The organism is Streptomyces sp. NBC_00078 (assembly GCF_026343335.1).
In the GTDB taxonomy this organism is placed as follows: Bacteria; Actinomycetota; Actinomycetes; order Streptomycetales; family Streptomycetaceae; genus Streptomyces.
Genome location: NZ_JAPELX010000004.1, coordinates 1 through 12,669 on the forward strand (window position 1 = coordinate 1; position 12,669 = coordinate 12,669).

Annotated in this window: 13 protein-coding genes; 5 read left to right on the forward strand and 8 right to left on the reverse strand. The window is 68.7% G+C overall.

Annotated features, from left to right (window positions below; all coding sequences use genetic code 11):
* The first annotated feature begins 464 nt into the window (after positions 1-464).
* The gene (locus OOK07_RS42935) at positions 465-1,802 is read left to right on the forward strand and encodes a glycosyltransferase family 4 protein (RefSeq protein WP_266801837.1); all 1,338 of its coding nucleotides are present in this window, start codon (positions 465-467) and stop codon (positions 1,800-1,802) included.
* A gap of 177 nt (positions 1,803-1,979) precedes the next feature.
* Here the strand turns inward: OOK07_RS42935 and OOK07_RS42940 are convergent, their stop codons facing one another.
* The 4 genes from OOK07_RS42940 to OOK07_RS42955 all read right to left on the reverse strand — a co-directional run bounded on the left by OOK07_RS42940 (position 1,980) and on the right by OOK07_RS42955 (position 5,212).
* Positions 1,980-3,440, reverse strand: a complete 1,461-nt coding sequence (locus tag OOK07_RS42940; RefSeq protein ID WP_266801838.1) for a UvrD-helicase domain-containing protein — start codon at positions 3,438-3,440, stop codon at positions 1,980-1,982.
* On the reverse strand, positions 3,437-3,919 hold the full coding sequence (locus OOK07_RS42945) for a hypothetical protein (protein ID WP_266801839.1): 483 nt from the start codon (positions 3,917-3,919) through the stop codon (positions 3,437-3,439). Before OOK07_RS42945 ends, OOK07_RS42940 begins: the two co-directional genes overlap by 4 nt.
* Positions 3,916-4,779, reverse strand: a complete 864-nt coding sequence (locus OOK07_RS42950; RefSeq protein WP_266801840.1) for a DUF6083 domain-containing protein — start codon at positions 4,777-4,779, stop codon at positions 3,916-3,918. Before OOK07_RS42950 ends, OOK07_RS42945 begins: the two co-directional genes overlap by 4 nt.
* 169 nt (positions 4,780-4,948) lie before the next feature.
* Complete coding sequence (locus tag OOK07_RS42955; RefSeq protein WP_266801841.1) at positions 4,949-5,212, reverse strand: helix-turn-helix transcriptional regulator; 264 nt, start codon at positions 5,210-5,212, stop codon at positions 4,949-4,951.
* 179 nt (positions 5,213-5,391) lie between these two features.
* Between OOK07_RS42955 and OOK07_RS42960 the strand changes: the two genes are divergently transcribed.
* The 4 genes from OOK07_RS42960 to OOK07_RS42975 all read left to right on the forward strand — a co-directional run bounded on the left by OOK07_RS42960 (position 5,392) and on the right by OOK07_RS42975 (position 8,728).
* Positions 5,392-6,456 (forward strand): hypothetical protein, encoded by a 1,065-nt coding sequence (locus OOK07_RS42960; RefSeq protein ID WP_266801842.1) that lies wholly within the window; start codon positions 5,392-5,394, stop codon positions 6,454-6,456.
* Positions 6,457-6,578: 122 nt separating this feature from the next.
* Positions 6,579-7,235: a zinc-ribbon domain-containing protein gene (locus OOK07_RS42965; RefSeq protein WP_266802319.1), complete on the forward strand. Its 657-nt coding sequence runs from the start codon at positions 6,579-6,581 to the stop codon at positions 7,233-7,235.
* Positions 7,236-7,272: 37 nt separating this feature from the next.
* The gene (locus tag OOK07_RS42970; RefSeq protein ID WP_266802321.1) at positions 7,273-8,133 is read left to right on the forward strand and encodes a helicase associated domain-containing protein; all 861 of its coding nucleotides are present in this window, start codon (positions 7,273-7,275) and stop codon (positions 8,131-8,133) included.
* A gap of 205 nt (positions 8,134-8,338) precedes the next feature.
* A complete protein-coding gene (locus tag OOK07_RS42975) occupies positions 8,339-8,728 on the forward strand; it encodes a hypothetical protein (RefSeq protein ID WP_266801843.1) in 390 nt (129 codons plus the stop codon).
* Positions 8,729-8,804: 76 nt separating this feature from the next.
* On the opposite strand, the gene tpg is transcribed toward OOK07_RS42975, so the two are convergent.
* The 4 genes from tpg to OOK07_RS42995 form a co-directional block, all read right to left on the reverse strand.
* On the reverse strand, positions 8,805-9,359 hold the full coding sequence (gene tpg / locus OOK07_RS42980) for a telomere-protecting terminal protein Tpg (protein WP_266801844.1): 555 nt from the start codon (positions 9,357-9,359) through the stop codon (positions 8,805-8,807).
* Between the two features lie 6 nt (positions 9,360-9,365).
* Positions 9,366-11,414, reverse strand: a complete 2,049-nt coding sequence (gene tap / locus OOK07_RS42985; RefSeq protein WP_266801845.1) for a telomere-associated protein Tap — start codon at positions 11,412-11,414, stop codon at positions 9,366-9,368.
* Positions 11,415-11,430: 16 nt separating this feature from the next.
* The gene (locus tag OOK07_RS42990; protein WP_266593270.1) at positions 11,431-11,817 is read right to left on the reverse strand and encodes a hypothetical protein; all 387 of its coding nucleotides are present in this window, start codon (positions 11,815-11,817) and stop codon (positions 11,431-11,433) included.
* A gap of 65 nt (positions 11,818-11,882) precedes the next feature.
* Positions 11,883-12,455: a hypothetical protein gene (locus tag OOK07_RS42995; RefSeq protein ID WP_266801846.1), complete on the reverse strand. Its 573-nt coding sequence runs from the start codon at positions 12,453-12,455 to the stop codon at positions 11,883-11,885.
* Positions 12,456-12,669 lie beyond the last annotated feature (214 nt).

Sequence of the window (12,669 nt, forward strand, 5' to 3'; positions counted from 1 at the left end):
GGCGAAGCGATCCGGTAACATAATCTCTCGCACGCTGGCGAACTGTGCCGCGCATGGACGCCACGGTTCCGCTCGTCCAAGCCCGCTGAGCGTCCACGTGCCGTCAGGCCAGCAGGGAGAGAGCCATCGACAACCCACATGAGACGACGATTGCTGGACCTCGCGATCACCAGTGAAGGAGCTGGCATGCTCTGCCTCTCCGCTTCAGTCCGTTCCCAGGCCCACGGACCATCCCAGCAGGCATCAACCCGATATATTCCTGCCTCAGCATGCCCTAGAACGGGAACCCGAGGTCTCCTTCGCGGAGAGTCTGCAATGGACCGACGAATGATTCCGAGGCCGCAGTGAGTAGCTTGGACTCCCCTTACCGCGGACGGCGCCTGATGGTATTTCAGACCCGTCCCCTGATCCCCGGCTATCTGAACGACGGTTCGCAAGCAGTCCTACTGGATCTGCTAAAACACATGAGTGACATCGGCGTGCGCACAGTGGTGTACTGCGGACAGCACCGTAGCCACGCCGACGAGTTCGAACTCTGGCCCGGCGTGACAGTCCGACCCGTGCTCCCGTTCAACATGGATGGAGGTGATCCTTATCAGGCACCTATATACCATCTTGCACGCATCATCGATATCCTACGGCGCGGAGCCGACGAGAGTGATGCCGTCTACGTCCACGACTCCAATCTCCGCTTCGAATTCATCGCAAGCGGAAAACCATTGGTGCGAGGAGTTTTTGACCTGTTCTACCCGCATACCCTGGCGGGGGTCATACAGTCGGGCGATGCCCGACTCGTGGCAAATTCGGACTATGTAGGCAACTGTATCAAAGAGGCTCTCCGTAGATTCCGAACGCTTGGCGATAATGCCTTGCGGGTCGTGAACACCGGCTTTCAGGAGCCACGCTTTCGGCCAGGCAACGTCAACCAAATGCGTGACCGGCTGCGACTACCGGAGGACGCACTGCCGATTCTCTATCCGCATCGCCCGGATCCGACGAAGGGCATCTTCGAGAGCCTGGCTGTCGTGCAACTCCTCCGCAAACGATTGCACGCAGACCAGTTCCGCTCGGTCCGGCTGCTCGTCTCAGTCTGGGAGGACTTCGAACCTGGACAGGGGATAGAGGGTTTGGGAGAGCCGTATCCGACAGTGTTTCGGCAGGCCGCCGAACTCGGCATTGCCGATAAGTTGCACCTGCACTCGTGGGTTCCGAGACACGACATGAGTAACTACTACGCGCTGGGGGCAGCGACCCTGTCTATCGGGACCTTCCCTGAGGCATTCGGACATGTACATGTTGAATCTATGCTCTCGGGGACGCCAGCGATCACCTCCCGAGTCGCCGCATACAGGACCACCGTACCGGAGGAGCTCGCGCGCAAAGTGGATCCGACCGACGTGGAAGCCGCCGCCGACCAGCTGGTCGAGGTACTCGGGCGCCGTGAACGCACGGGCGCACCCCTCCAAGATCACCTTCGCGATAAGTTCGGCTTCGAACGGATGCTGGACGGTTACAGTCACGCATTTTTCGACCATGCAGAGGCAAGAGAGGGCCCATTCACAGGCGTGTCAGTCCCCGTGGCAGCGGGCACACGACTGCGCATACCCCCGTGGGCCGCAGCACTTGATTCCGGCTACTACAACGACTACAGCGGATACGCCATGGACAAGCGGCTCGAAGAATGCCTTCCCTTTATCCTGGCCAGCACAACCGTAGAGACATTGAAGGAACGCACCAGCGTCAGCGAGAGCGATATCCTCAGGTGGCTGCGCAACGGACATCTACTGAGCTTGAACTCATGACGTCGTTGGGGGTGAGTGACAGTCCGGTCTCGGCAGGCATCTGTCGATGAGGTGACCAGGACATCGCGGTCGCCGAAGCGGGCCGACAGGCGTTGCGGGAGCACGTGAAGGACGAAACACTCTTTCGTTTCCAGTTTGCCTTTCCCTGACGCTAAAGGCGGCTTCGCCGGGGACACGTCAGGGCGTTCCGTGTGGGTGGTCGTGGATCCAGGACAGGCCTCCGAGGTCGAGGCGGGTGCGGGTGCGGGTGACGGCGACGTAGGCGAGGCGGGCCTCCCCGTCGTCGATGGGACCGGGTACGGCCTGGCCCGCGTCGTCGTGCTGGTCGGAATCTTGGGGTGGGGTGAAGTCGTCCGCGATTTTCACGCGGGGCCATTCGCGGCCTTTGGCCTTGTGGGCGGTCGAGACGGTCACCTGGGCGTGCTGCTCGGGGGCGAGTTGAGCGACGGCGGTGAGGATGGCGTCGGTGCCGTGGGTGTCGACGAGGTCGACCAGGGGCTGCAGGTCGCGGCCGGCCGGGTCGTGGGCGGCGTAGTCCTGCAGTTCGCCCCAGGACGGGAACAGGAGCAGTTCGGGGTGGGTGGTGTGGCGGCCTTCTTTGAGGTCGCGGGCGGCGAGTGCCAGGGTGCGCAGGCTGTCTCCTCCTCCGGCCAGCGCCACCCGGCATCCGGCGGTCATCAGGCCCATGACGTGGGACATGGCGCCGACGTTGGTGCGGCACAGCACCGCGTCGGGCCGGGTGAGGGGGCCGAGTTCGGTGGGGACGGTCTCGGTGCCGGTCAGGCGGAGGGGAGCGTCGGCGATGGCCAACCACCGATTGGCTTCCTCGGCGAGGTGGGGGCCGAAGCGGAATGACTTCGACAGGGCGAGCTGGGTGCCGTCGAAGCCGGTCATGATGTCCTTGGCGCCGCGCCAGTGGTAGATGGCTTGGGCGGAGTCGCCGACCATGACGAGTTGGGCGTGGTCGCGCTGGCTGAGGAAGATGTGTTCGACGACGGGGTTGGTGTCCTGGGCCTCGTCCAGCAGCAGGAAGTCGGCGTCGATCCTGGGCTGGGTGAGGGCCCACATTTTCAGGTAGTGGTCGTGGTCGAAGCGGACCGCGCCGGCGTCGGGGTTGTGCAGGTCGCTCCAGGCTTTGCGGGCGAAGGGCACGATGTGGGCGGCGAGTTGGGTGTGGAGATCGTTGTTCTCCAGGCCGCGCAGGCGGGGTACGTGGTGGCGGGTGATGGCCTCGTCGGCGGTGTGGCAGAAGCTGGCCACGGTGCGCAGCAGGGTGTGGCAGAGGGCTCTTTGGGAGATGTCGTGCTCTGCGATGCGGATGGCCTTGGTGACGCCGAGGGCCTGGCCGGTCTGCCAGGCCGGGCGGCGGGGTGCGTTCAGGCGGCGGGTGTAGCCGTGGCCGATGGCCGCGTAGGCAAGGGCGTGCGCGGTCTTGCACTGGACGGTGTTCGGGAAGCGGGTTCGTGCGTCCTGGGCGATGGCCCGGTTGAAGGCGAGGTAGCGGCCGCGGCGGGTGGTGGTGCGGGCGAGGAGGGCGAGGGTGGTGGTCTTCCCGGTGCCGGCGCCTGCCTGCAGGGCGAGGTGGTCGCCGGCGTGGAAGGCGTCGGCTGCTGCCGTCTGTTCGTCGGTCGGTTTCATGGCGTGGGCCTCTCGGAAAGCCGGGTGAGCGCGTGTCCGACGGCGGACAGCAGGTAGGCGGGGGTGGTGTGGGCCAGCAGCTGGCGTACCGCGTGGTCGAGGCGGTCGATCTCCTGGTCGGCGTGCTCGGCCAGGACGCGGTGCAGGGCCAGTTCCACGTACCGCTCCGGAGTCTGCTGCGCACGGCGGGCATCGGCTGTGAGGACAGCGTGCGTGGCGGGCGGGAAGGCGACATTGAGCAGCACCTTGTGGTCTGCGTCCGGGTAGTGCGTGGTGATCACGTCGATCGGCAGCCGTGCGCCGAGCCGGTGGCGCAGCCGGCGGGCGGCCCGGTGGGGGGTCTTGGCGGATACGAGGGTCATCAGACGGGTGGCGTCGTGGTTGGCGGCGAGCGGCAGCACGCGGGCGGCGCGGAGCAGGGCCGCCGGGGACAGGGGGCGGGTGAGCACGATTTCCAGGGCGTGATGCGGCATCGTCATCCCCTGCCGTGCCGGCGGGCCCGGGGGTGGGGCAGGCGGGTGTGGATGTGCGCCGCGTGCAGGAGGGGGTCGAAGGGCTGCCATCCGGCCAGGGCGAGGTCTGCGACGCCTGGGGCGGCGGCGTGTGTGGGACAGTGCTGGGCGCGCCAGCGCAGTTGCTCGCTGTAGGGGAAGTGGCCCAGGTCGTAGACGGCCATCAGGGTGTCGGGCAGGGCGAGTTGGCCTCGCTGGGGGCCGGTGGGCAGCAGTCTCCAGGTCCCGGCCGGGCCGGTGGGGGCAAGGACCGGATTGGCGCAGCGGTGACGGTGGCGGGTCTGGGCCACGCAGCGCAGGCTCTCGACGGGGCGCTCGGCAACGTAGCGGCACAGCAGCAACTGCACGACGGGACGGTCAGGTCCGTCGGTGTCGGCGCCGGGTGCGCTGCCGCCGGGGGGTGGGGCAGGGGTGAAGGCGCCGGTGTCGGTCAGACGGCGGGTACGGACGGCGAGTTGGCGGCGGGCCGCCTCGAGGCAGGGGCTCATCCGGCAGGTGGGGGTGCGGCGCGGGCAGAGCACGGCGTGCGGGATGCGGCACCAGGCGCCGCCGTCGCCGTGCGGGTGGGCGATACCGCCGCTCAGGTGCCAGCGACACGATTCGGGGACCTGAGCGGCGGTCAGTTCGGCGGGGTGCAGGGCGATGGGCCGCTGGTCGGTACGCGGGTAGAGGTCGATGCGGTTGCCGCAGTGGCGGCAGCGGCCGTGCTGGCCAGCGCGCAGCGGGCGGCTGGTGCTGGTGGCGGTCACCCGCAAGGAGCGGGGGTGTCGGGTGACGCGGGGGCTGCCGTCCCAGTGGCGGCCGGCAGGGGCGGGAGTGAGGCACATGGCAGGGACCGTGCCAGGCGACACGCAGGCGCGAGCAGCGTGTCGGAGGGATTTGCCACGGCCAGCCCAACGATCCCGCACGCATGAGCGCTATTGCGGATGGTTGTTCTATGCCTGATGCCTGATCGGGTGATTCATGACGTGGTGCACGACGGGACGGAGTGAGGGCTCAGGAACGGGCCGCGCCGGGCGGAATGTGGTCCTCGCACAGGGCGCCCAGGAAGTGCTCGATGGGCACATCGAAGGTGTGGGCGAGGGCGTGCCAGGTGGTAACACTGCCGGTGGTGCGGCCGTGTTCGAGGTCGATGAGGGTGCGCCGGGCCAGACCGCTGTGGTCGGCGAGTTCGTCGAAGGTCCAGCCGCGCTCGGCCCGCAGGCGCGCGAGCACAACGCGCAGCGCAGTGAGGTCGGGGTCGGGCGGCAAGATCGTCACCCCACCATCCGACGGTGCAGACCCCTGCCCCGTCAGTGCGGGTTTCTGCACTTTCGCCGGGGCGGAGCGGGTGAAGCGAGCTTCGCAGTGCGGGAAACTGCACTACGGTGCGTCCGTCTCGGGGGCCTGTCACGGTGAGCCCCCGCCACGGCGCGAACGGACAGGAGGACGACCAGCCCATGAGGCTCGGTGGCGCGCATGCCGCAGTGCGGCGCATCTGGACAGTGGAGCTGCGTCCGCGGGCGGGCGGCCCCACGCTCGTCTGCCCCTCCTGCACCGCCCACACCTCTCCCCTTACGGCCTCCTCCGCGCGGTCCGCCGCCCTGGCACATCTGGCCTGCCATGCCCGCGCCGACGCACTGCCGGCGTATCTGCGCAGCTGCCAGTGCCGGGTACAGGGCTGTTTGTGGCATCCGCGTCGCCGGGGATGCGGCGGGCCGGTGCTACTGGCCCTCACCCGCGACCGCAGCGGCCGCACCTGGCGACTGGCCGACACCTGTGCGGCCTGCGCGGCGGCGACCAGCCATACCGCCGTGGTGCCGGACACGCTGGTCAACTCTCCCCGGCCGCTTCCCTCTGCCTGCACGCCGCCGCAGCCGCTGGTCGGGCTCCGGGCGGAGTCCGACCAGCGGCTGCGGGTGCGGGAGATGCTCACCTACCTCGGCGCCGCGCTGCCCCGGTTCACCTCCCCCGCCGCCCGACTGCTGGGCCTGCAATGTGCCCTGCGCACCAACAGCCGCGGGCATGTCCGGCTGCCGACGGGTCTGCTGCGCGGCATGCGCCTGGGCGGGCACCGGGAGCTGTGGCAGGAGCTGGCCCACGCCGGCTGGCTGGAGCCGCCAGCCGTCAGGCCGGTGCCCGTGCAGGTGCGGCTGCTCGATGCCGCGGTCCTGGACCAGGCGCCCGGTCGCCGTGCCCGCTGCCGCGCCGCCCACTGGGCGCTGCGCCCCGCCCCCTTGGCCTTGCCGGCCGCGCCGCCCGCCCTGCGGCTGACCGCTCTGGTGCTGGCCGCACACACGTCCGTCGATGCCGAACACAGCGCCGATATGGACGTCCTCGCCCGCCTGTGCGGGCACAACCCGCAGCAGACCGGAGAGCTTCTCGACCGGCTGGTGACCACCCGCACACTGGGAGCCTGGCACCACAACCGGGAGACCGACGAGGTGCTTTGGCACCTGCCCCAACCTCGTGCACGAGCCCGCCCTGCGGTACGGCCCCGCCGCCACCAGGCACCGCGGTGTTGAGGCCGGCTCCGGGCAGAGGACAGGAAGATCGCGCCGCCCCTCGTCAGGGGCAGCACCTATGGTGGCCGTGGTGCGGACCGCAAAGGGACCGCTCGCGTGGAGGGCAAAGGGCGTTGGCCAGCGTGCAGATCACGGACAAGAACCGGTTGTCGACGGTGAAGCCGGACTTGGCCGCAACGCTGGACGCCGAGAAGTCGGGAATCACGGCGGATGAACTCACGGTAGGAGCCAGCCGGAAGGTCTGGTGGCGCTGCCCGGACTTCCCTGACGATCACGACGGGTGGGAAGCCGTCGTGGGCAACCGTACGGGAGGATTCCGCAAGCGCTATGGCACTGGCTGCCCGGACTGCCGCCTGGTCAAAACGTCCGCGCAGGAGTTGCGCCTGAAGGCGGAACTCAGCACTGTCCTTCCCATCGACCCCAGCCGTGGCGCCATACGTACCACCCGCGTCGAGCATGTCGACATGGTCGTCGAGGCCGACAGCCTGCGTCTCGTCCTGGAGTTCGACGGCTCCTACTTCCACGGGACCGCCAACTCACGGCGCAAGGACAGCATGAAGTCCCAGCGGCTGCGCTCCGCCGGCTGGACCGTGGTGCGTATCCGTGAGGACCCTCTCAGCCTCCTCGACAGCGCCTATGACGTCGTGGTCGGCTTCGTCGCCGAGCCCGAGGAGGCCGCAGCCGACGTCCCACCTGGCGCAGCTCGGCCTGGTCGATGCTGCTGCAGCCGAGCGCTACCGGGCCCTTGGCGCTCCGCAAGGTGCCGCGACGGCGCGTGAATGGATCCGCGAACGGATCGGCGAGCAGGCGCTGAAGATCGAGTACACGGCGCACAACGATGCCTGGGACTCCATGTTCGAGGCCCTGGTGGCCTATGCCGCCGATGCCGGCCACTGCTACCCCACCGATGATGTGGCTGTCGACGGCCGGAGTCTGGGCAGATGGAGCCGCAAGCAGAGGGGCTTGCAGCGCCAGGGACGCCTGCGGCCGGATCGGGCCGAGCGGCTGGCCACCCTCCCCACCTGGTCCAGCGGCACCGCGCACGAAGCCGGCTTCTGGTCCCGATACCGTGCCTATCTCCAGCGTGCCGAGGCCACGGATCCGGACGAGCGCGAGAACGCGATGCCGGGCCGCGAGGCCACCGTGTGGGCGAACAACCTCCGCAGTCGGCGAGAAGATCTGGTCGCGCACGGCCGCGACCTGCCGGACGACCAGCTCAAGGCCCTGGAGGGGATACCCGGTTGGTCCTGGACTCCCTTCGGTGACAGCCACACGACGAAGGTTCAGGTGATGCAGCAATTCGTCACCACCACCGGCCGGCCTGTCGCCTCCATCAAGCAACGCGAAGAGTGGAACGGCCACCCCATCGGAGTCTGGCTGAATTCCTGGCGCACCAACCGTGGCAGGCTCCCGGATGCGCATAAGGTCGATCTGGAGGCGCTGGCGGGATGGACATGGGACCAGCGCGGCGATCAGTGGGAGGCGATGTTCCAGCAGCTCACGGACTTCGGCACAGACCACGGCCACCTACGGCCAAGCCTGACCCTCGGCAGCGAGCAGGAGAAGACGCTCGCCCGGTGGAAACGCAACCAGAAAAACCGCCTTCAGGGTCGCGACGATGCCAGGGCCGACGAACTGCGCACGCTACTCGCCCGCTACGGGGAGGAACTCCCCTGAACCGGTAGCGGGGCGTACCGGCCGTCTATCACGCCCAGTTGCTTGAGCACTCAGGCGCAGATGTGTGCCGAGGCTCGGTAATTGTCACCGACGGCACCGGATAGCCTGCGAAGAAACCAGGTTGAAGCAGTCGGACTGTCACCAGAGAGGCGCTGGAGTTGTCTCACATAGCCGATCACTGGTCTTCCAGTCGCCGGCGCGCAGTGTGACTCGCGACGACCTCATCGCCATGCTCCGCGAACAGACTCCGGCATGCGGGCCTGCACGCGACGCTTTGATCGCCGGGGCTGGCTTCGTCGTCTGGGACGGCCTGGTCCCGGCCAACCGGCACGCGGGCGTCTTCCGGGGTCGAATGCACCACTCCTTGAAACGTGGCCACACGATCGACGGCCTGGCCGACAGTGTCGACATCCTTCGGCGAGCCGGGGAAGAGCCGCTTCGTATCGGATCCATCGACGCGGTGGACAGATCATCCTGGCTCACGATCTTCCTGAACTCCACGGCGACAGTAGTGGTGGCCTGCTGCGGCGGACGCCGACCCACCACCATGGAGCCGGCCGACACCCCCGACTCCGGCGCCCAACCTCGAAGGTGACAACAAGCCTGCCTATGTGACAACCATCGCGCTTTGACTCAAGATGCCGGAGCGCGCGGAAGGAGCACCGCCCCGGTCAGTAGTCGACGTCGAGGTAGTCGATGTCGGTGAAGTCCACCAGCAGGCCGTGTGCGCGCCGTCCGCGGTCCTTGAAGTAGATCTCCTGAAGTCCTTCGGCCACGATGTCCTGGAGCTGTTGCTCGGCGGCTCCGGCGGCGTGGGCGTCGAAGAGCCGTGCGGCGTAGGCAGGCGGCAGGCCTTGAGTGATGGGCCGCAGCCGCGGGTCGTCGGTGGTGCCTGGGGCTGCGGTGAACCCGAAGCGTGCCCGGGTGTCGATGACGATGCCGCCGGTCGTGGCGGCCTGCTTTTTTGCCCTCTCGCGCACCCGGGGCTGCCACCGTTTGCGGACCTCGTCGGCGAGCCGTTCCGCGAGGTCGCGGCGGGGCTGCTTGAACTGTCCGGTGAGGTAGCGCTCGACGGTGCGCTGGGTGACGCCGAGCAGGGCGGCTGCGGCCTGGGTGCCCTTGGTCTGCTTGACCAGGTACTGCATCTGCTTCTGGGCCGACTTCGGCAGGGGGCGGGTGAAGTGCGCGGCGTCGGCCTTGTCGAGGCTGTCGGCGAGGATGCCCATCGGTGCCTACTCCCCTTCGTCCTGGCCGGAGACGATGCCGGTCTTGATGTGCCGGGCGATGTTCACATCCGGGCCGTATTCCTCGAGCAGGCCCTCTGCCCACAGCACGCTCTGGGTGCCCTCGTGCTTGACCATCCCGGGTGAGACGCCGAGCCGGAAGCCGCCGGGCAGCGGCTTGCCGTCCTGGTAGGGCAGGAAGTCGAGGGGGCTGGGGCCGTCGGAAGCGTACACGGCGCAGTCGGAGAGGATCGCGACCGGGTACAGGCCGGCGTGGGTGGCGAGCTTGAGCATCTTGCGGTGCATGTTGGTGCGGGCGCTGGCGATGACGGCGGCGCGGATGTCGGGGCGCCAGGTCGGGCGGGCGAGGGCGGGCCACGCCTCGCCCGGCCGCCAGCCGCCGCTGCGGGCCCGCTCGCGCAGTTTGCCGATGCCGCCCTTGACGGTGGCCTTGACGGCGCTGAGTACCGCGGCAAGGACGGGATCGGTCTGCTGGTAGCCGGCCATCGCGGCCAGGAACTGCTCTTCGGGCATGCCCGGGGTGACGCCGAGGCCGGCCATCGTGGCGACGTAGGCGTCCCGTAGCCGGGTGTACCAGGCGTCCAGGTAGGGGCCGTGTTCGTAGCGCAGGTAGGCCTCGAGGGGGGCGACGGGGTAGCCGAGCTCGACGGCGTAGGCGACGGTCGGGGTGGCGTACCAGGCCGGGCCCTGGGGCGGCTCGCCGTGGGGGGTGAACGGGCTGGGCAGTCGCTCGTCGAGGCGGATGTGGGAGAGGTCGACCAGCCAGGAGCCGGGCAGTTTCGCGTCAAAGGCCGGGCGGTGGACGTGGACGGGGGCGGACAGGCCGACGGTCAGCCGGTTGGCGGCCGCGGCGAAGGCCATGTTGACGTCGATGCCGACGACGTAGGGCTTCATGCATTCCTCGTCTGTCAGCGGCCTCGCCCACTGGTAGGCCTCTTCGTCCAGCATCTGGTCGGGGGTGCGCTGGTGGAAGCGGGGATACAGGGCGGCGACGGCCGGATGTCCGTCGGGGGCCTCGGGCGGGGCGCACTCCACCGCTTCCGTCAGCGAGCCGGGCATCGGGCCGGACACCCAGCTGCCGGTGGCGGAGTCCTTCACCGCGCGGGTGGGCGGGCGCAGCGCGGTCATCAGTTCCAGTCCGGTGACTGCGGTGGAGCCGCACGGGGTGAGCACGCGGGTGGCGTAGGTGCCGAGCAGGCGGGCGAGTTCAGCCGGCTCCAGCTGGTCGGCTGTCCCCCAGGAACGGGCGTCGAGGGCGCCCCAGGGCAGGACGGCGAGCTGCACGCACTGGCGGCGCCCGTCCTGGGCCGGCCGGTAGATACGCGGCCAGAGGCCGAACCCACGGCGCGTCAGCTTCCACTTCGCGCGGGCGAGTTGACGCACCACGGGATGATCGTCGGGCAGGCGCAGGCCCCGGCGGTCCTCCAGCTCCGCGGGCAGGCCGAAGCGGGCAGTTGCCTGAGCGGTGAGGACGATCAGCGGGTCCGAGTCCTTGCCGTGCCGGTGCAGCCTCTCCGCGCCCAGCCCGGACTGACGCACCACCCAGTCAGCCAGCTGCGGGATCGTGGCCGCGGGGCACTCCAGCAGCACCCCGCCCAGGCAGTAGGCGGTGCCGTCCCCGTCCAGCACCGCCAGCGGCCCGTTGGGAAACCGTGCGTCGGCAGCACGCGTTGGTCCGCTCGATCGAGCAGGACGTGCCGTCGGCGCCGGTGTGTTCTGGGTCGAGGGCGCAGAAGGCGGTTTCGGTCGGGCTGCGGGCCGGCTGGAGGGCGAGGGGGCGGGATGGCGCTGAGCAAGCCCCTCGAGCAAATGGCGGTATGCCTCGCGGCGCTCCCCCGTCGGCTCGGACCGGCCGGCCTCCCACGCCTCAATGCTCGGCACCCGCGTACCGAGCGCCTGGGCGATGGCGGCCCGGGTCAGCCCGGCCGCCTCACGCAGTCTTACCCGCTCGGCCGGCAAAGGCAGCACGGTACCGTCGTCGACGGCGGCAAGCAGCGAGTCGACAGCGGCGAACAGTTCCTGCGGCTGGTCCGTCATCTGGGCTTTCCCCTTCTTACCTGACGCCCTGGCGGATCTCTTCGAGGCGGGTCATCAGCCGCTGATAACGCTGCGAAGCAGCCTGCTGCGAGTTCAGCCCCTGATGCTGCGCGATCTGACGCCAGTCCATGTCACGGCGCCTGGCTTCGATGACCACCTGGGACTCCAACCGGTCCAGCTGATGCCGCATGTCTTCGAACAAGCTAAGCGCCGCACCGAGATCATCCGGGGTCACGTCCGCCGCACGGCCGCCGGTTTGCTGGTAGTTGGCGGCAGTCATCAGCAGCCGCCCCAGCAGGACGGCATCGCGTTCCAGGCTGCGCGCCGGACCCCACTGAGCGGTTGGGCCCTCCGCGAGGGCAGACAACCGCCGCCGGGCTTCATCGCGAGCATCATGTGCCATGTGCCCAGCTTACCTCATTACTCAATGAAACAACGTATTGTTGTTTCATTGAGTATGGGTGGTGTTCAGGGGCATACACCGAGCTGCGGGACGCAGTGAAGCGTCCTCATGCCCCCGATCGTGTCGGTCACTTGGTGGTCGCAGTGCTGCAGCAGATGCCTGAGGTCCTCGGGGAGTTCGGCGTGGTGGACCAGGATGAGTGCCACCCGGGTGGTGCGGTGCAGATGGACCAGGTCGGTCCACATGCCCATGTGCATGAGATGGGTGCGCAGCAACGTCACCGTGCGGGCGGCCCGGGTCCGGGCCACGGCGTAGGCAGCCTTGTGCTCACGCTTCCCATGAACCAGTGAGGCCCCCTCGGGAGGCGGTGGCCCCTCCCCCAAGGCCTGGCTCAGCTCGTCCCACACCTGTCGCTCACGGTGGGGCTCAGCGGGATGGACCACCAGGTGACCTGCCGCCGGGTTGTAAATCTGCAGGGCAGCACGCGTGAATCCGACGTCATCACGGCTGTCGACGACCACCCTGACGGGCGGACGCCGCGGAGTACACAGCAGATCCCATGACGGTGGCTCGTGCAGGCCGGGCCCGCACACCAGAAGGTCGACGCTCGTCTCTCCCAGAGCGTTGATGGGATTCACGGCATCTGCCAGCGCCGCTGTGATACAGCTGCCCGGAATGAGCATGTGCGCTGTTCACCGGCATGTGGCACGAGGTCGCTCATGGCGCCCCCGGAGTAAGTCGTGTGACGTGATGCCGCGCTCGATCGGACTTCCATCAGCACCTCGGCTGCTTGCGGGGCACGGGCCCGTCCATCCTCAGGGCGCGGAAGAGGTCTTCGCGCAGGGTGCGTAC

Excerpts from the sequence above, each read along its gene's own strand:
- OOK07_RS42935 (WP_266801837.1), top strand. The coding sequence starts at position 465 with ATGAGTGACATCGGCGTGCGCACAGTGGTGTACTGCGGACAGCACCGT.
- OOK07_RS42940 (WP_266801838.1), bottom strand. The coding sequence starts at position 3,440 with ATGAAACCGACCGACGAACAGACGGCAGCAGCCGACGCCTTCCACGCC.
- OOK07_RS42945 (WP_266801839.1), bottom strand. The coding sequence starts at position 3,919 with ATGACGATGCCGCATCACGCCCTGGAAATCGTGCTCACCCGCCCCCTG.
- OOK07_RS42950 (WP_266801840.1), bottom strand. The coding sequence starts at position 4,779 with ATGTGCCTCACTCCCGCCCCTGCCGGCCGCCACTGGGACGGCAGCCCC.
- OOK07_RS42960 (WP_266801842.1), top strand. The coding sequence starts at position 5,392 with ATGAGGCTCGGTGGCGCGCATGCCGCAGTGCGGCGCATCTGGACAGTG.
- tpg (WP_266801844.1), bottom strand. The coding sequence starts at position 9,359 with ATGGGCATCCTCGCCGACAGCCTCGACAAGGCCGACGCCGCGCACTTC.
- tap (WP_266801845.1), bottom strand. The coding sequence starts at position 11,414 with ATGACGGACCAGCCGCAGGAACTGTTCGCCGCTGTCGACTCGCTGCTT.
- OOK07_RS42990 (WP_266593270.1), bottom strand. The coding sequence starts at position 11,817 with ATGGCACATGATGCTCGCGATGAAGCCCGGCGGCGGTTGTCTGCCCTC.